Below are 17,209 nucleotides of genomic sequence, written 5' to 3'. Positions count from 1 at the left end.
GCTGCGAGCCTTCCTCGTTCGGGTCAGGCTCGTGGTGCGCCTCGAGAAACCGGGGGCACTCCACCTGACGCGTGCGGGTCGGCTCTGCTGCAACCCGACTTCACCCTGACCCGGAGAAGCGGTTCTCGCACGCCGACGTCGCACCTATGGGTAGTTCTCTTCGTGTGATTCCCGGGAGGCCTGCATGACCACGACCACCGCACCCACCACCCACCCCGACCCGGCCGCGCCGGCCGCGGGCGAGCGCCGACTCGACCGGACCGACCCGGCCACGGGTCGGCCCGCCGCCCCGGTCCGCTGCGCGGGCGCCGACGAGGTCGACGCCGCCGTGCGCGCCGCCGCGGCCGCCTGGCCCGCGTGGCGCGCGACCCCGCCGGGGGAGCGGGCCGGTGCCCTGCGCGCCGCCGCCCGCGCCGTGCGCGCCGCCGTCGACGAGCTCGGCGACCTCCTGTGCACGACGACCGGACGGCTGCGGGCCGAGGCGCGCGGGTCGGCCGAGGTCGCCGCCGACCTGCTCGACGAGGCCGCCGTGGCAGGCCTCGGCCGGGCGGGCAGGGTGCTCGCGGGCGACCCCGCCGCGCTGGACGTCGTGCGGCGGGAGCCGCGCGGCGTCGTCGCGGTGATCACGCCGTGGAACGACCCCTACCCGGCGGCCGCCGGGCTGCTCGCCGCGGCGCTCGTGACCGGCAACACCGTGGTGCACAAGCCGTCCGAGCGCAGCGACGCACCCGGCGTGCGCCTCGCCGAGATCGTGGCGGGCGCGCTCCCGCCGGACGTCCTGCGCGTCGTCAGCGGCGACGGCGGGACGGGCGCGGCCGTCGTCGCGCACGACGACGTCGCCCTGGTCGCGCACGTCGGCTCCACGGCCGCGGGCCGGCGCATCGCCGCCGCCGCGGGCGCGCGCGGGGCGAAGGTGCTGCTCGAGAACGGCGGCAAGGACCCGCTCGTCGTGGACGCGGGCGTCGACCCGGTGCTCGCCGCGCGACAGATCGCGACCGGCGCGTTCACCAACGGCGGCCAGCTGTGCACCGCCGTCGAGCGGGCGTACGTGGTCGAGGAGGTCGCGGACGCGGTCGTCGCCGAGCTCGCGCGTCTCGCGGACGCGGTCGTGGTGGGCGACCCGGCCGACGACGCGACGACCATGGGACCGCTCGTCGACGACGCGCAGCTCGCCGTCGTCGAGGAGCACGTGCAGGGGGCGCTCGCGGCGGGGGCCGAGGTCGTGACGGGCGGCCGGCGGCTCGACCGGGCCGGGTCGTACTACGCGCCCACCGTGCTCGACCGGTGCCCGGACGACGTGGACCTGCTCACGACGGAGACGTTCGGCCCCGTGGCGCCGGTCGTGCGCGTCGCCGACTTCGACGAGGGACTGCGCCGTGCGTCCGCGTCGGCGTACGGGCTCGCGGCGACCGTGCTCACGCCGTCGCTCGCCCACGCGCTGCGCGCGGCGGACGTGCTCGACGTCGGCACGGTCAAGGTGAACGCGGTGTTCGGGGGCGCGCCGGGCGGCTCCGCCGACCCGCGGCGCGGCAGCGGCGGCGGGGCCGGGTACGGGCCGGACCTGCTCGACGAGATGACCGTGCGCAAGGCCGTCCACCTCGAAGCGCTGGGGGAGCCGTGAGCCGCCGCGCGAGCGCGACGCTCACGTTCGGCGGGACGGCGACGGCGCTCCTGCGGTTCGGGCGCTTCACCGTGCTCACCGACCCGAACTTCCTGCACCGCGGCCAGTGGGCCTACCTCGGCAAGGGCCTCGCGTCGCGGCGCCGCACCCAGCCCGCGCTCGGGCCGACGGGCCTCCCGCCGCTCGACGCGATCGTCCTGTCCCACCTGCACGGGGACCACTTCGACCGGGTCGCGCGGCGCGGCCTGACGCGGCAGGTGCCGCTCCTCACCACGCCGTCCGCGGCGCGGCGCCTGGCGCGGTACCACTTCGCGACGGTCGGCATGCCGACCGGCACGATCGAGACGTTCCGCTCGGGGAAGGAGACGCTCGACGTGGAGTCGGTCCCGGCGATCCACGCGCGCGGCGTCATGCGCTCGTTGTTGCCGGAGGTCATGGGCACCGTCTACACGCACCGCGTGGAGGGCGACCGCCAGACCCAGGTCTACGTCACGGGCGACACGCTCACGGGCGACCACGTGGACGTCGTCGCGGACGCGTTCCCGCACCTCGACTCGGTGGTCGCGCACCTGGGCGGGACGCGCATCCTCGGCCGGACCGTGACCATGGACGACGTGCAGGGGGCGGACCTCGTGCGGCGCGTCGGCGTGCCGCTCGTCGTCCCGATCCACCACGACGACTACGGCGTGTTCCGCAGCCCGCTGCGCGACTTCCTCGCGCGGTCGCCGGAGCTGCCCGGGGTCGAGATCCGGCCCGTGGCGCGGGGCGCGACGGTCGACCTGCGGGTCGACTGACGGGCGGATGCCCACCGTGGGGGCCCGCCCGGCGACCCGCCAGGAACATCGACCTTGTGGTCGGTTTTCGTGAGGGGTCCGGCCCAACTTTTCGTCTCAGTATTTCAACTTCTGACTTGGCATCAGCGAAAGTCGCGCTTAGGGTCGAACGCAGCGCGGGGCCAGGACGGCGCCGCGCAGGCCCCGGTCCCCGGGGCCGTCCACCCATCCGGGTCGACCGATCAGCGGCGATCGTCGAGCAGCGGCACCGAGCACAGGTGCCGCGCTGCTGGTCGGGGACCACGGGCTCCTCGATCCACGTCAAGGAGGACGTTGTGCACAGACCATCCACGAGCCGACGCAGGCTCGCCCGAGGTGCCGCGGCGGCGCTGTCCGCCGCGTTGCTCGTCCCGCTCGCGATGAGCGGGGCGAGCGCGCACCCCGGCCACGGCGGAGACGAGAGCGAGACCGCCGCCGAAGCCGCGCAGGACGACGCGGCACTCGACTGGAACAACTACGAGAAGGTCCTGCTGAGCAAGGACACCGGTGAGCCGATCGACCTCGCCGTGCTGCCCGACTCGCGGGTCCTGCACACCGCGCGCGACGGCGTCGTCCGTCTCACCGACACCGCGACCGGGCGGACGACGCAGATCGCGAAGCTCGACGTCTACGCCAACTCCGAGGACGGGCTGCAGGGCATCTCCCTGGACCCGGACTTCGAGGAGAACGGGTTCGTCTACCTCGTGTACGCGCCCCGCGTCATGGAGGGCACCTCGCCCACCGGGGTCGAGTACCCCGAGACGACGCCGCAGGGCAGCGCGCCGAACTCGCTCCCCGCGGGCGAGGACGAGAGCTACTGGGACCGGTGGCTGGGCTACAACCAGCTCTCGCGGTTCACGTGGGACGCCGAGAGCAGCACGCTCGACCTGGACAGCGAGCGCGCGATCCTCAAGGTCGACGCGCAGCGCGGCCAGTGCTGCCACGTCGGCGCCGACATGGCGTGGGACGCGGAGGGCAACCTCTTCCTGTCCACGGGCGACAACACCCCGGCCGGTGCCCCCGGCGCCGACGGGTACGCCCCGAACAACAACGCGCCCGGCATGAACCCCGGGTTCGACGACCGCCGCAGCGCGGGCAACACGAACGACCTGCGCGGCGCGATCCTGCGGATCAACCCGATCGAGGACATCGCCCCCGGCACCGAGGTCGGACCGGGCACCACGTACACGATCCCCGAGGGCAACCTCTTCGACGACCCGCAGTACGAGGGCTCCGAGGACCTGGTGCGCGAGGAGATCTACGTGATGGGGGTGCGCAACCCCTTCCGGATCGACTACGACCTCGAGTCCGGCGCGCTCGTCTGGGGCGACTACGGCCCCGACGCGGCGAACGCCAACCCCGACCGCGGCCCCATGGGCTACGTCGAGTGGCAGCTCACGACCGAGCCGATGAACGGTGGCTGGCCCTACTGCCACGGCCCCAACGCGAACTACAACGAGTGGGACTTCGCGACGGGCACGCCCGGCGAGTGGTTCGACTGCGAGGCCGGCGCGAAGAACAACTCCACGTGGAACACCGGTCTGGACGTCGTCCCGCCGGCCACGGCGCCGCAGGTCTACTACGGCGACCGCCCCGGCGACCAGCCGGAGCTGCTCGACCCGCTGGTCGAGCTGGGCGGCGGCGGCCAGGCGCCCATGGGCGGCCCGATCTTCCGCTCCGCCGACTACCCCGACGCGCCGGGCAAGTTCCCCGCGTACTGGGACGGCAAGCCGTTCATGGCGGAGTTCTCCCAGGACTACGTCGTCGCGTTCACGCTCGACGAGCTCTCGTCGGCCGGTGAGGTCACCGCGGTCGAGGACTTCCTGCCCAACGCGCACCTGGAGACGGTGAACCAGCCGATCTGGGACAACGTCATGGACATGGAGTTCGGTCCGGACGGGTCCATGTACGTCCTGGAGTACGGGGACGGCTTCTTCCGCCAGAACCCGGACGCCGGGCTGTACCGCATCACCTACGGGTCGGAGAACAAGACCCCGCGCGCGGCGATCTCGGCCACCCCGGTGTCGGGCAGCGACGCGCCGCTCGAGGTGACGTTCGACGCCTCGGCGACGACGGACGCCGAGACCCCGAACGAGGGCCTGACCTTCGACTGGGACTTCGACGCCGACGGCGAGTACGACGCCCAGGGCGAGACGGTGACGCACACGTTCACCGAGCGCGGCCGGTTCGCCGTGCAGCTGCGCGTCACGGACCCGGAGGGCAACTTCGGCCTCGCGATCCAGCAGGTCACCGTCGGCAACACCGCCCCGGAGATCACGCTGAGCCAGCCGGACGGCGCGGTCTTCGACTGGGGCGACGCCGTCCCGTACACCGTCTCGGTGCACGACGCCGAGGACGGCGACGAGCCGGTGTGCACCAACATCCAGTACACGTTCGGTCTCGGCCACAACGAGCACGCCCACCCCGAGGTGAGCGGGCGCGCCGCGGTCACCGAGGACGGCTGCGGCTTCACGATCCAGACGAGCCCCGACGCCGTCGAGCACGGCGAGGGCGAGAAGATCTTCGGCACGCTCGTCGTGACGTACACGGACAAGGCCCAGGGTGACGTCCCCGCCATCACCGGCGAGGCCACGCACATCCTCAAGCCGCAGGCGCAGCAGGCCGAGTGGTACGACGCGGCCGAGGGCGTCGAGGTCGTCGAGGACCCGGCGGCGAACGCCGGCCGCTACGTCACCTCGTTCGACGAGGGCGACTCGTTCACCTACCGGCCGCTCGCGCTCGTCCACGCCCCGACGGGCGAGGCCGTCGACGAGGTCACCGTCCGCGGCAGCGGCGAGGGCACCGTCACGCTGAGCTGGCAGGGTGCGGGGGCCGAGTCCTCCGAGCCGCTGGCCGACTTCGCCTTCACGGGCGAGGGCTGGCAGGACGTCACGCAGACGCTGAGCAGCGTGCCCGAGGGCACCGGCTCGGTCGTCGTGACGACCACCGGCGGCGTGGACGTCGACGCGGTGACGTTCGCCGTGGGCGAGGGCAGCACCGAGCCGGTCGTCGTGCCGGCCGAGCAGGTGTCCATCCAGATGTTCTCGCTCATCCCGTGGGTCAACGAGGCGGGCCTCCCGGCCGTCCTCGAGCGCCTGTCGGAGATCGGCTTCAAGAACATCGAGCCCTTCGGCGGCAACTTCTCCGGCTACACCGCCGAGGAGTTCCGTGCGCTGGCCGACTCCTACGGCCTGAGCGTGAAGTCGTCGCACTACAACGTCGACGAGGCCACGTTCGACGCGACCCTGGACTACGTGGGGACGCTCGGCCAGGAGTACGTCGGCTCGGGCGGCTGGCCCGCACCGGGGATCGGTACCTACGAGAACACGCTCGCGACGGCCGAGGCCATGAACCGGCTCGGGGAGCGGGCGGTCGACGCCGGCTTCACGAAGTTCTTCGGCCACAACCACGACGGCGAGTTCCGCACGACGTACGAGCACGAGGGGGAGACGCTCTCGGCCTGGGAGATCCTGGTCCGCGAGACGAACCCCGAGTACGTGACGTTCCAGCTCGACGTCGCGTGGGCCGCCCACGCGGGCGTCGACGTCCCGGCGCTCATCGAGCAGTACGGCGACCGGATCGAGCTGCTCCACGTCAAGGACGCCACGGGTCTGAACGCGGGCGGCCGCCCGTCGTTCACCAACCTGGGCGAGGGCGAGGTGCCGCTCCAGGAGATCCTCACGGCGGCGCAGGAGGCCGGCGTCGCGTACTACGTCCTCGAGTGGGACCAGGCGCCCGACGGCGAGGACTTCGCGGCCCACGGCTTCGAGTACCTCACCGGCGTCCCCGCGGGCGAGGCCGGGCCCGACGTCACGGCGACCGCGCAGGCGCGCTGCCTCGCGGGCAAGACCTACGTCGCGGTCCGTGCCCTCAACGAGGACGACGTGCCGCTCACGGTGACACTCGAGACGCCGTACGGCACGAAGACGGTCGAGAACGTCGCCCCGGGCGCGAACGCCTACCAGTCGTTCGCGGTCCGCTCCGGCGAGGTCGAGGCCGGCTCCGTCACGGTCACCGCCACCGACGCCGAGGGGAGGACGGCCACGGTCACGGCCGAGCACGACGCGCTGTCGTGCGGCTGACACCGGCCTGACGCGCAGGAGCGCCGGGTGAGGCGGACGTCCGACGCCGCCTCACCCGGCGCTCGCGCGTCCGGGCACCGACCCGCTCCGGACGCACGGCGGCCCGGGTGACGCTCGCGTCACCCGGGCCGCCGTCGTGCGGGCCTGTCAGCCCTCCTTCACCTGGTCGCGGACGTCCGCCGCGGCCTCTTTGCCGTGCTGCCCCACGGACTGCGCGGCGTCCTTCGCGGCGTCGCGGACGGCCTCGGCGCCCTCCTTCGCGGGCTCCTTGAGGTCCTGCACGACCTCCTGCGCCGTGGACTTCACGTCCTCGACGAGCGGGGCCGCCTTCTCCTTGACCCCGACGGCGGCGCGCTGCTCGGCGCGGCTCGACGGGAGGAGGGAGGCGACGACGAGGCCCACGCCGAAGGCCACGAGGCCGACGGCGAGCGGGTTGCCCTGCGTCTGCTCGCGCACCGCCCGCGGGGCGGAGCCCACGGTGTCGGCGACCGAGGACGCCGTGCTGCGCGCCGAGTCGGCGACCGACGAGGCCGCCTCGCGCCCGCGCTCGGCGACGCCGTGCGACGTGTCCCGGGCCGAGCCGACCGTGTCGTGCGCGCTGCCCATGACGCGGTCCTTGACGCTCGTCACGCCCGACCGCACGCGGTCCACCTGGCGGCGCGCCACGTTGCCGGGCTTGACCTTCTCCCCGAGGGCGTCGACGTCGCGGCTCAGCTCGGTCCGCGTGCGCTCGATGTCCGCCCGGATCTCCTCCGGATCGCTGGTGCTCATGAGTTCTTCTCCTCGTGTCCTCGGACGGCGTTCGGGATCTTCTTGAGGGTGTCCGTGGTCTCGGGCATGCCCTCGACCGTGCGCAGCTCCTTGCGTCCGCGCGCCGCGAGCACCGCGGCGACGATCGCCCAGAGCACCGCGACGACGACGGCCGACCAGCCCCGGCCCATGACGGCGCCGAGCGCCCACCACAGCGCCACGGAGAGGAACAGCAGGACCATGTGGCCCGCCACCCCGGCGCCGGCGAGCATCCCGGCGCCCTTCCCGGCGCGCTGCGCGGACTGCTTGGCCTCCGCCTTGGCGAGCTCGACCTCCTGGCGCATGAGGGTCGACAGGTCGCGGCTCACCTCGGCGACGAGCTCGCCGAGGCTCTGCTGCTCGGCCTGCTGGTCCGCCGACGTCGGCACGGGCTGCGGCGTGGCCGCGAGACCCGGGTCGGGGCCGCTGCCCGTCGTGTGTCGGCCGGTGCCCGCCGCGGCGAACGGGTCAGGGGTGTACGACATCGGGGCCACCTCCCGGCCGGGCGCCCGAGCCGGGCGTCGTGGGCGGGTACGACGGCGCCGGGGGAGCGCCCTCGGCCGACGTCGCGACGTCGGGGTCGTGCGCCAGGCGGTCGTTCGCGAGGCCCGGGTACGCGCCCGCCGTGCCGATGTCCGGCGCGCCCGTCGTGCCCGTGCCGCCGGTCGTGCCCGGCACGCCGGTGGTCCCGGGCGTGCCGGTCCCGCCGACCGTCCCGGTGCTCCCGGTCGTCGAGCCGGTGGTCGTGCCCGTGCCCGTGGTGGTGCCGAGCGGTGCGGCGTGCGCACCGCGCGTCGCGGACGACGTCGACCCGGTACCGCCGCTCTGCGCGCGGTCGGAGCCGGTGTCCGGCGCGTCCTTCATCCCGCGCACGAGGCGCCCGACCAGCAGGCCGGCGCCGGCGGCGAGGAGGAGGAACGTCCCCGGACGGCGCCGCGCGAAGTCCTCGACCTCGTGCAGCACCGACGCGGGCTCGCGGTCCTCGAACCACTGCGCCACCTGCCCGGTGGCGTCCCCGGCGCGCCGCACGAGGTCGGTCGCGTAGCCCGGGTCCTCGGTGCCGTCCGCCATCTGGCGGAGCTCGTCACCGAGGGACCGCAGCCCGCCCGCGAGGCGCTCCTGCTGCGTGCGCGCCTGGTCGCTGAGCTCCGTCCTCGTCTGGTCGACCAGGCCGCGGGCGCGGTCCGTGGCCTCGTGCGCGACGTCGCGCGCCTTCTCCTTCGCGTCCTGCGCGACCTCGCGGCCGGCGTCGCCCGCGTGGGACGCGGCCTCGCTCGCGCGCTGCTTCACCCCGGACGCGGCGCCGCCGCCGTCCCCGGTGCCCTGCGCCGTCCCGACACCCGGCGAACCGGGTCCCGAGCCGTACGGCACGTTCGTCTCGCTCATGGTCGGACTCCCGTCGTCGTCGCCGCTCGTGCGGCGTGACTGAAGACGGAGCGGTAGCCGTGCCGGGCTCTCGCTCCGCCGGTACGGCCACCTCCTGGACCACCTCCCACGCTAGGCGCGGGCCGCGCGCACACAACTGGAACGAGGGGTCGCCCGCAGGTTGCGAGCGGGCGGGGCCTTGCGACCGTGGGAGGAGGTCCAGCAGCCGGCCGCCCCCGCCGGGCCGGGCCCGGCAGCACGACCGCGCCCCCGGGCGCAGGAGGTTTCGACCATGGCCACAGGAGAGACCGGGTTCGACGACGTCACGTTCGACCTCATCTCGGTGCAGTACCACTCGCTCAAGGCCGGGCACGACTACGGCCAGTACGTGCGCGACGCCCGGAACGCGGGCAAGGAGGAGATCGCCGCGTTCTTCGAGAAGGTGATGGCGGAGGACTCCGAGCGGGCCCAGCAGTGCCACCGCTTCCTCGCCGACGTGACCCAGGACGGCACGTCCGCGACGTCCCCGCAGGGCTCCCAGCAGGGCTGATGCACCGTCGGCCGCCCGCTCGGGAGCCGGTTCGGCTCGCGAGCCGGGCGGTCCGTGGGGAGCATGGCGGTGGCGTCGAGCAGGGGCGCCGTCCGCGCGAGCGTCAGGAACCCGTGATGACCTCCACCGCCCTCCCCGCCCACGTCCCCACCGCCGGGTCGGCGATTACGACCGGTCCGGCGGACGAGCCCGCGCCCGGAGCCTCGCCGGCACCGGGGTCGGGCCGCCTGCCGCTTCCCCGTCCGCGGGGCCCGCTGAGCGCCGCGCTCCTCGCCGCGCTCGTCGAGCCCCCCGGTGCGGCCGACCGCCTGCGCCCGGTCGAGGACGCGGTCGGGCCGGCGCTCGACGCCGCGGCCGGGACGATCCTGCGCGACGAGGACGTCCAGCTCACGCTCACCCTGCTCTACGAGCTCCACTACCGCGGGGTCGAGGGCGTCGACGACGACTGGGAGTGGGACCCGGCGCTGCTCGCTGTGCGGGCACGTCTGGAGGCCCCGTTCGAGGCCGCGGTGCGCGAGCGCGCGGGTCAGCCGGCGTGCGACGCGACCGACGCGGCGGGCGTCGCGCGACGGCTGTTCGAGCTCGCGGCGGCCGACGACGGCCCGAGCCTGTCGCGGTACGTCGCCAAGCGCGCCGACGCCGGGCAGGCGCGCGAGCTCCTCGCGCTGAAGTCCCTCTACCAGCTCAAGGAGGCCGACCCGCACACGTGGGCGGTCCCGCGGCTCGCGGGCGTGCCGAAGGCGGCGCTCGTGGAGATCCAGGCGGACGAGTACGGCGGCGGTCGGCCCGGCCGCATGCACGCCGAGCTGTTCGCGCAGGCGATGCGCGGCGTCGGGCTCGACGACACGTACGGCCGCTACGTCGACGCCGTGCCCGCGGTCGTGCTCGCGGCCCTGAACACGATGTCGCTCTTCGGCCTGCACCGGCGCCTGCGGGGCGCGATCGTCGGCCACCTCGCCGCGTTCGAGATGACGTCGTCGGTGCCGAGCCGCCTGTACGGCAACGGCTTCCGCCGCCTCGGGCACGACGCGGACACCACCTGGTACTTCGACGAGCACGTCGAGGCGGACGCGGTGCACGAGCAGATCGCGGCGCGCGACCTCGCGGGGCGCCTCGTCGAGCAGGAGCCCGCGCTGCGCGACGACGTCCTGCTCGGCGCGGCCGCGTGCCTGGCCGTGGAGGGCGACGTGGCCGCCCACGCGCTCGAGCGCTGGCAGCAGGGCGCGTCGGCGCTGCGCGAGCCGCTCGCACCCGCCGTCGAGCCGCAGCCGGGCACCGGCCCCGCCGCGGCGCAGGAGGGCGACGCGCCGCGTGGCTGACGTGACCTACGTGCTGCCGCTGCGCCGCGAGCAGCCCGACGAGCCGGCGACGGCCGAGCTGTCCGCGTACCTGCACGACCTCGCGCGCCACGTCGAGGTCGTCGTGGCGGACGGGTCGCCCGGTCCCGTCCGCGAGCGCCACGCCGCCGCGTGGGGCGGCGCGGCGCGCACCGTCGCCGTCGGCCCGCCGCCCCCGGGCTGCAACGGGAAGGTGGTCGGCGTCCTCGCCGCCCTGGCCGCGACGACCGCACCGCGCGTCGTGGTGGCGGACGACGACGTGCGCTGGGACGCCGCGACGCTCGACCGGGCGCTCGCGGCGCTCGACGACGCCGACGCCGTCGTGCCGCAGAACGTGTTCGACCCGCTGCCGCGGCACGCGCGCTGGGACACCGCGCGCTCGCTCGTGAACCGCGCGCTCGGTCACGACTGGGCCGGCACGGTGGTGCTGCGGCGCGACGCGCTCGGCCCCGCCGGGTACGACGCCCGCGTGCTGTTCGAGAACCTCGAGCTGGAGCGCACCGTGCGCGCCCGCGGCGGGACGGTCGCGCACCGTCCCGACCTCCTCGTGGCCCGGCGCCCGCCGTCGACGCGGAAGTTCGTCGAGCAGCGCGTGCGCCAGGCGTACGACTCGTTCGCCCAGCCCGTGCGGCTCGTCGCGGAGCTCGCGCTCGCCCCGCTCCTCGCCGCGTGCGTCGTCGGCGTGGTGCGGCGCCGCGGGGCGGTGCGCGCGGCGTGGCTGGGGACGCTGGTGGCGCTGCTCGCGGGCGCCGTCGCGCTCGCCGAGGCGGGACGACGGCGTGCTGGGGGCACCGCGGCGTGGCCCGCGTCGTCGGCGCTGTGGGCCCCCGCGTGGTTGGTCGAGCGGGCGGTGTGCGTGTGGGTCGCGGTCGCCTGCCGTGCGCACGGCGGCGTGCCGTACGCCGGCACGCGGATCCGCCGGGCCGCGCACCCGACGGCCGCGCTGCGCGGCGCGACGACGCGGGCGGTGGCCGCATGACGGGCGCCGGGGGTGCGTCGCGCGAGGAGTCCCGGGCGGGGTCGCGGGCGGAGGAGGTCACCGTCACGGCGTGCCCGGACGGGCCGCTCCTCGTGCGCGGTCCCGCGCGGCTCGTCGACCAGCAGGGTCGTGAGATCGAGCGGCACCGCGCGACGGTCGCCCTGTGCCGCTGCGGCGGCACGGCCATCCCCCCGTGGTGCGACGGGACGCACAAGGTGAACGGCTACCGCAGCGGCGAGCCCGACGACGGGGCGCGCGGGACCGCCAGCGACGGCGGGACGGGCGCGTAGAACCAGCCGTGGAACGCGGCGCGCGCCGGCTGGGGCAGGACGCGGGCGACCGCCAGCATGGCCTTGCCCTGGAGACCGTGGACGACCTCGGGCCGGCCGTGGACGAGCGCGTCCACGGCCTGCCGTGCCACGGCGGCGGCGCTCGGCTTCGGCAGGCGCCCCACGTGCGTGCGCTCCATGCCGGCCTCCCGGAAGAACGGCGTCCGGGTGGGCCCGGGCAGGAGCGCGGTGACCGTCACGCCCGTGCCGGCGAGCTCGCCGCGCAACGACCACGCGAACGACCGCAGGAACGCCTTCGACGCCGCGTAGGTCGCGAAGTGCGGCGCCGGCATCTCGCCGGCGACGGACGCCGTGACGAGCAGCCGCCCGTGCCCCTCGGCGAGGAGGTCGGGCAGCAGCAGGTGCGTCAGGTGCGCGACCGAGCGCACGTTGAGGTCCACGAGCCGCAGCTGCGCCTCGAGCGGGGTGCGGGCGTACGCGCCGTGCACCCCGACGCCCGCGTTGAGGACGACGGTCGAGACGCCGAGCTCGCGCGCCCGCCGGGCGGTGGCCTCGACGCCGCGCGGCGTCGTGAGGTCGACCGTGAGGCCCTCGTGCGTCCCGCCGTGCGCGGCCAGCTCGCCCACGGTGACGTCGACGTCGCGGTCGGCCACGACCAGGACGTCGTGGCCCCGCCGGGCGAGCTCGTGCGCGAGCGCGCGGCCGATGCCGCTCGTCGCACCCGTCACGAGCGCGTTCGCGCGGTCCCGCACGACCGCCGGGGGACGCGGCGTCACGGGAGGTCCGGGACGTCGTCGTCGCCGAGCGCGACCTCGGCGGGCGGCTCGCGCAGCGCCTGGGCCAGGTGGCCGCCGAGGAACGCGCTCGCCCCGGCGAGCCCGTAGGCGACGAGCGACACCGCGACGCCCGACCGGCGCCGGCCGCCGCGGCGCAGCAGCCACGACGCGCCGTAGAGCAGCGAGACGCCGGAGTTGAGCGCGGCATGGACCGCGCCGACGCGGCGCGCGCGGCGGTCGACGTCGAGGTAGTCGGCGAGGCCCGTGAGCGCGGTCGGCGCGACCGCGAGCACGCCGAGCCCGACGAGACGCTGCGCCGCGGGCGCGCTGCGCTCGCCCCCGACGAGGTCGAGCACGGCGGCGCTCGTCCAGAGACCGACGGGCACGTCGGTGAGGGTCGCGTGCAGGGCGTGGCCGAGCGAGCGGCCGTGCAGCTCCTCGCGCAGCCGCCCGTGCGAGGGGACGAGGGCGAGCGCGACGCCGCGCACGGTGCCGGAGAGCCCGTCGAGCGCGGGGGAGTCCTCGAGCCGCCGGGCGAGGCGCAGGAGGACGGGGGAGTCGTCGTGGACGGCGGTGCCGGGGGCGTCGGGCATGGTGGCTCCTCAGGTCTCGTCGAGCTCCCGTTCTCGAAGCTGCGTCGACCGTAGGCACGTTCGCGTGCGCTCGCGCGCGTGGGCCCGGACGCACGTCGCCCTCGTCCCGGCGGGCCCGGACGAGGGCGGTTCGCCGCGGGGCAGGCGTGCGGCGGTCTTCTTCACCGGCTGCCCCGCGACGGGCACCACGCTAGGGGCTCGGCTCCCGCGGCGGCGTTCCCCGCCGGGGGTGAAATCCGGCGTGTCGCGTCTCGGCGGCCCCCAGATGCGACCGGCGGCGGACGGCCACAGGGTGGGAGGACGCTCGACGCGTCGAGAACGGGGCGCGTGCCGTGGTCCTCCGCGCACGCTCGTGCGGGGAGGCGACCTCCCGAGGGAGAGAACATGTTCTTCCACCGTCAAGAGCTCCAGCACCAGGCCACGCCGGACCGCCCGGACGCCGTCTACGCCCGCAAGCTCCAGGAGGTGCTGGGCGGGCAGTACGGCGAGATCACCGTGGCCATGCAGTACGGCTTCCAGTCCTGGAACGCCCACATCCCCGGCAAGTACCGCGACCTGCTCTACGGCATCGGTGCCGAGGAGTTCGGGCACGTCGAGATGCTCGCGACGATGATCGCGCAGCTCCTCGAGAAGGCGCCCGTCGGCGCCGTCGAGGGAGCGGTCCAGAACGACCCGACCGTGGCGGCGGTCATCGGCGGCACGGACCCGCAGCACGCGATCGTCGCGGGGGCCGGTGCACGGCCCGTCGACTCGAACGGCAACCCCTGGTCGGCCGGGTACGTGACCGCGAGCGGGAACCTGCTCGCCGACTTCACGGCCAACGCCAACGCCGAGATGCAGGGCCGCGTGCAGGTGGCGCGGCTCTACCACATGACCGACGACGCGGGGGTGAAGGACCTGCTGGCGTTCCTGCTCGCGCGCGACACGATGCACCAGAACCAGTGGCTCGCGGCGGCGCAGGAGCTGCGTGACGAGGGCGTCGAGGAGCTGCCGGTGCCCAGCACGTTCCCGCTGTCGAAGGAGGACCGCGACGTGTCCTACCAGTACATCAACTTCTCCGACGGCGAGCACGCGTCCGAGGGGCGCTGGGCGAGCGGCCCGACCCCCGACGGCAAGGGCGAGTTCACGTACGTCGCCGAGCCGCCCGCGGGCGTCCCGATGCCGCCGCCCACGACGCCGGACGAGCGCTTCCACGGCACGACCGGGAAGCCCTCGACGCTCGAGAAGGCGAAGGGCGCCGTCAAGGACGCCCTGCACAAGGACTGAGAGGGGGCGACCGTCATGACCGCCGCATCCGCACCACGGGACGCCGCGCGGGCCGACCGCCCGGCGCGGGGCGTGCACCAGTACCTGGCGCTCGTCATCGGGATCGTCTACCTGCTGGTGGGCGTCGTCGGGTTCGCCGTCACGGGGTTCGACGGGTGGACCGTGCACGACCACTCGCAGACCCTGCTGGTCTTCGCGATCAACCCGCTGCACAACGTCGTCCACCTCGTCATCGGCCTCCTCGGCGTGCTGCTGTGGAGCCGGTCGTCGAGCGCCCGGACGTACGGCTGGATCCTCGCGATCGGCTACGGGGCCGCGTTCGTCTACGGGCTGGTCGTCGTGAACGACCCGGAGGCGAACGTCCTCAACATCAACGGTGCGGACAACGTCCTGCACGCGGTGAGCGCGGCCGCGGGCCTCGCCATCGCGCTGTGGCCGGCGCGCCGGGAGACCGGTCCCGCGACGCCCACCACGAGGACGGCCGCGTGACGGACACCCCGGTCGACCTGACGGCGAGCGAGACCGGGCGCGTCCTGCGGGACGTGCTCGGTCCGCTCGTCGCCCAGGGCGCCATCGTGCGGCGTCCCCGCGCGACCGCCTGGGCGGAGCGACGCCAGGTCGACCGCACGTCGCGCCGGGTCCTCGAGCGGCTGCGTGCCCGGTACGACGGCGCCCCGCTCGTCGTGCGCCTCGGGGGCCGGCGGCTCGTGCTCGCCACGCGGCCCGAGCACGTCGAGCGCATCCTGGCGGGGTCGCCCGAGCCCTTCACGCCGGCGTCCTGGGAGAAGCGGGGCGCGCTCGCCCACTTCCAGCCGGACGGCGTGCTGATCTCGCCGCTCCCGGAGCGGCTGGTGCGCCGCCCGTACAACGAGGCGGTGCTCGACATGTCCGAGCCCGTGCACCGCGACGGGGACGCGTTCGTCGCCGCGGTCGAGCGCGAGACCCGCGCGCTCGTCGCGACCGTCGAGGCGTCGGGCCGGCTGGACTGGGACACGTTCGCCGCGTCGTGGTGGCGCACCGTGCGGACGGTCGTCCTCGGCCGGGCGGCGCGCGACGACGAGCGACTCGTCGCGATCCTCGACGCGCTGCGGCGCGACGGGAACTGGTCGTGGTTCCGGCCGCGCCGACCCTGGCTCCGCGCCGCCCTGGAACGGCGGATCGCCGAGCACGTCGCCGTCGCCGAGCCGGGGACCCTCGCGGCGCGCGGCCGCGACACCGGCGGGGCGGACGCCGTGCGTCGGCAGATCCCGCACTGGCTCTTCGCGTTCGACGCGGCAGGCGCCGCGACGTTCCGCGCGCTCGCGGTCGCCGCGGCGCGGCCCGCCGTGCGCGACCGGCTGCTCGCAGAGCCGGCGACCGCCGGGGACGGTCCGGCCGTCCTCCCGTACGCCCGCGGGTGCGTGCTCGAGTCCGTCCGGCTGTGGCCGACGACGCTCGCGATCCTGCGCGACGCGACGGCCCCCGTGCGCTGGGGCGCGCGCACCTTCCCGGCGGGCACCGGGTTCGTCGTGCTCAGCGCGTTCTTCCACCGGGACGCGGACCGCCTGCCGTTCGCCGACGCGTTCACGCCCGAGGCGTGGCTCGACGGCCGGGCCGACGCCGACTGGGGCCTCGTCCCGTTCAGCGGCGGTCCCGTGTCGTGCCCCGGCCGCAACGTCGTGCTGCTCCTGGCGTCGCACACGCTCGCGCGCGTCGCGCGCCTCGACCTGGCCGTCGCGCGCCGCCGCTACCTCGCCCGGGACCCGCTCCCGCCGACGATGGACCACCTCGGCCTGCGGTTCGGGCTGCGCGGCGAGACGGCCCGCCGGGAGGGCGGGCTCGCCACGAGCGCGGCCGCCTAGGCACCGCCCGGACAGCACGAGGGCCCGGGTGCGCCGCACCCGGGCCCTCGTGCTGCCGTGCGTCAGGCGTCGCCGGACGCCTCCCCGCCGGTGCGCGGGTTGACGTTCCCCGGCTCGGCGTCCGGGTCCGTGTCCTCCGACCCCGAGCCGCTCGCCTGCCGCCCCTCGCGGGGGTTGAGCGACCGCGGGTCGGCGTCCGGGTCCTCGGCGGGGTCGTAGCCGCGCTCGTCGTTCTCGCTCATGTCGGCCTCCTCGGTCGGGCTCTCGTGCTGGTCTCGCGCCCCGGACGGGCGGCGCGTCCTGCCACCGTCGCACGACCTCCCGGCGCTCGCAGGGCTGGGGATGCCTGGCCGCGGACCCGCTCGTAGCCTGGGGGCGGCGGGCGTGACCGGCAGGTCCCGTCCGTCACGGAGAGTCGAGAAGGGGCCCCGCCGGCACGCAGCGACGCCAGTCCAGGAGGTCCCGATGCCCGACGCGCCCAGCATGCTCGACACGCTGCCCCGCCTGCGGAGCCTCGCGGAGGTCGCCGGGCTCGTGGAGGTGGTGCGCCCCCTCTACTTGCGGTTCAGCGGCGGTCCGGAGCAGGATGCCGAGAGCGTGAGCCGCGACCACGAGAGCGGGTGCCTGCTGCCCGGTCTCAGCGTCAACCCGCTGACGCCCGAGCCGTGGTGGGACCGCCCGGTGGAGCACTGGGTGGCACGCCAGCTCTGCCAGTACGCGCACCTCATGACGCCGGAGCGCTTCCCGTGGCTCCTCACGGGCGAGGTCGCCGGGCGCGGCCCGGACAGCGAGCCGCTCCTCGTGGACGTCGTGCCGGCCGCGTCGCTCGACCCGCGGGTCGTCGAGGAGGCGGGCCGGCTCTACCGGGAGGCGTTCGACGCGGGCGACGACGGCACGTGAGGAGCGGC

Annotated in this window: 17 protein-coding genes; 11 read left to right on the top strand and 6 right to left on the bottom strand. The window is 75.4% G+C overall.

Annotated features, from left to right (window positions below; all coding sequences use genetic code 11):
- The first annotated feature begins 184 nt into the window (after positions 1 to 184).
- The 3 genes from HKK73_RS10715 to HKK73_RS10705 all read left to right on the top strand — a co-directional run bounded on the left by HKK73_RS10715 (position 185) and on the right by HKK73_RS10705 (position 6,515).
- Positions 185 to 1,621: an aldehyde dehydrogenase gene (locus HKK73_RS10715; protein WP_171467969.1), complete on the top strand. Its 1,437-nt coding sequence runs from the start codon at positions 185 to 187 to the stop codon at positions 1,619 to 1,621.
- The gene (locus HKK73_RS10710) at positions 1,618 to 2,415 is read left to right on the top strand and encodes an MBL fold metallo-hydrolase (RefSeq protein ID WP_114553335.1); all 798 of its coding nucleotides are present in this window, start codon (positions 1,618 to 1,620) and stop codon (positions 2,413 to 2,415) included. Before HKK73_RS10715 ends, HKK73_RS10710 begins: the two co-directional genes overlap by 4 nt.
- A 314-nt stretch (positions 2,416 to 2,729) precedes the next feature.
- Positions 2,730 to 6,515: a PQQ-dependent sugar dehydrogenase gene (locus tag HKK73_RS10705; protein ID WP_171467968.1), complete on the top strand. Its 3,786-nt coding sequence runs from the start codon at positions 2,730 to 2,732 to the stop codon at positions 6,513 to 6,515.
- 147 nt (positions 6,516 to 6,662) lie between these two features.
- On the opposite strand, the gene HKK73_RS10700 is transcribed toward HKK73_RS10705, so the two are convergent.
- From HKK73_RS10700 to HKK73_RS10690, 3 genes are read right to left on the bottom strand one after another with little or no spacing between them, the layout of a single operon-like run.
- Positions 6,663 to 7,286: a DUF3618 domain-containing protein gene (locus tag HKK73_RS10700; protein ID WP_034654612.1), complete on the bottom strand. Its 624-nt coding sequence runs from the start codon at positions 7,284 to 7,286 to the stop codon at positions 6,663 to 6,665.
- Entirely contained in the window at positions 7,283 to 7,789 is a 507-nt protein-coding gene (locus tag HKK73_RS10695) for a phage holin family protein (RefSeq protein ID WP_081600158.1), read from the bottom strand. Before HKK73_RS10695 ends, HKK73_RS10700 begins: the two co-directional genes overlap by 4 nt.
- Positions 7,773 to 8,690: a hypothetical protein gene (locus HKK73_RS10690; protein WP_051028327.1), complete on the bottom strand. Its 918-nt coding sequence runs from the start codon at positions 8,688 to 8,690 to the stop codon at positions 7,773 to 7,775. The genes HKK73_RS10695 and HKK73_RS10690 overlap by 17 nt, the downstream gene beginning before the upstream one ends.
- A gap of 271 nt (positions 8,691 to 8,961) precedes the next feature.
- Between HKK73_RS10690 and HKK73_RS10685 the strand changes: the two genes are divergently transcribed.
- The 4 genes from HKK73_RS10685 (at position 8,962) to HKK73_RS10670 (ending at position 11,825) form a co-directional block, all read left to right on the top strand.
- On the top strand, positions 8,962 to 9,219 hold the full coding sequence (locus HKK73_RS10685; RefSeq protein ID WP_171467967.1) for an acyl carrier protein: 258 nt from the start codon (positions 8,962 to 8,964) through the stop codon (positions 9,217 to 9,219).
- 116 nt (positions 9,220 to 9,335) lie between these two features.
- Positions 9,336 to 10,538, top strand: a complete 1,203-nt coding sequence (locus HKK73_RS10680; RefSeq protein ID WP_137280605.1) for an iron-containing redox enzyme family protein — start codon at positions 9,336 to 9,338, stop codon at positions 10,536 to 10,538.
- On the top strand, positions 10,531 to 11,535 hold the full coding sequence (locus HKK73_RS10675) for a glycosyltransferase (RefSeq protein WP_171467966.1): 1,005 nt from the start codon (positions 10,531 to 10,533) through the stop codon (positions 11,533 to 11,535). Before HKK73_RS10680 ends, HKK73_RS10675 begins: the two co-directional genes overlap by 8 nt.
- Positions 11,532 to 11,825: a CDGSH iron-sulfur domain-containing protein gene (locus tag HKK73_RS10670; RefSeq protein ID WP_051028329.1), complete on the top strand. Its 294-nt coding sequence runs from the start codon at positions 11,532 to 11,534 to the stop codon at positions 11,823 to 11,825. Before HKK73_RS10675 ends, HKK73_RS10670 begins: the two co-directional genes overlap by 4 nt.
- Here HKK73_RS10670 and HKK73_RS10665 read toward each other — a convergent pair.
- Together HKK73_RS10665 and HKK73_RS10660 are read right to left on the bottom strand one after the other, a co-directional pair.
- A complete protein-coding gene (locus HKK73_RS10665; RefSeq protein ID WP_137280603.1) occupies positions 11,759 to 12,601 on the bottom strand; it encodes an SDR family oxidoreductase in 843 nt (280 codons plus the stop codon). The two genes, HKK73_RS10670 and HKK73_RS10665, sit on opposite strands and share 67 nt — an antisense overlap.
- Entirely contained in the window at positions 12,598 to 13,194 is a 597-nt protein-coding gene (locus HKK73_RS10660; RefSeq protein ID WP_051876724.1) for a DUF2231 domain-containing protein, read from the bottom strand. The genes HKK73_RS10665 and HKK73_RS10660 overlap by 4 nt, the downstream gene beginning before the upstream one ends.
- A 384-nt stretch (positions 13,195 to 13,578) precedes the next feature.
- Between HKK73_RS10660 and HKK73_RS10655 the strand changes: the two genes are divergently transcribed.
- Genes HKK73_RS10655 through HKK73_RS10645 form a run of 3 tightly spaced genes read left to right on the top strand, consistent with a single transcriptional unit; the run spans position 13,579 to position 16,301 of the window.
- Positions 13,579 to 14,460, top strand: a complete 882-nt coding sequence (locus HKK73_RS10655) for a manganese catalase family protein (RefSeq protein WP_034653658.1) — start codon at positions 13,579 to 13,581, stop codon at positions 14,458 to 14,460.
- Positions 14,461 to 14,475: 15 nt separating this feature from the next.
- Complete coding sequence (locus HKK73_RS10650) at positions 14,476 to 14,949, top strand: DUF4383 domain-containing protein (RefSeq protein ID WP_021483047.1); 474 nt, start codon at positions 14,476 to 14,478, stop codon at positions 14,947 to 14,949.
- Positions 14,946 to 16,301, top strand: coding sequence for a cytochrome P450 (locus HKK73_RS10645; protein ID WP_212715471.1), 1,356 nt, complete (start codon positions 14,946 to 14,948; stop codon positions 16,299 to 16,301). The genes HKK73_RS10650 and HKK73_RS10645 overlap by 4 nt, the downstream gene beginning before the upstream one ends.
- Positions 16,302 to 16,363: 62 nt before the next feature.
- Here HKK73_RS10645 and HKK73_RS10640 read toward each other — a convergent pair whose 3' ends face one another.
- Entirely contained in the window at positions 16,364 to 16,543 is a 180-nt protein-coding gene (locus HKK73_RS10640) for a hypothetical protein (protein WP_021482207.1), read from the bottom strand.
- 223 nt (positions 16,544 to 16,766) lie between these two features.
- Between HKK73_RS10640 and HKK73_RS10635 the strand changes: the two genes are divergently transcribed.
- Entirely contained in the window at positions 16,767 to 17,201 is a 435-nt protein-coding gene (locus tag HKK73_RS10635) for a DUF6098 family protein (RefSeq protein WP_137280602.1), read from the top strand.
- The last annotated feature ends 8 nt before the right edge of the window (positions 17,202 to 17,209 follow it).

It is taken from the genome of Cellulosimicrobium sp. 72-3 (assembly GCF_013127315.1).
Classification (GTDB): Bacteria; Actinomycetota; Actinomycetes; order Actinomycetales; family Cellulomonadaceae; genus Cellulosimicrobium; species Cellulosimicrobium funkei.
Note: the sequence above shows the minus strand (reverse complement) of the source record. Positions and strands in the feature narration are given on the sequence as shown.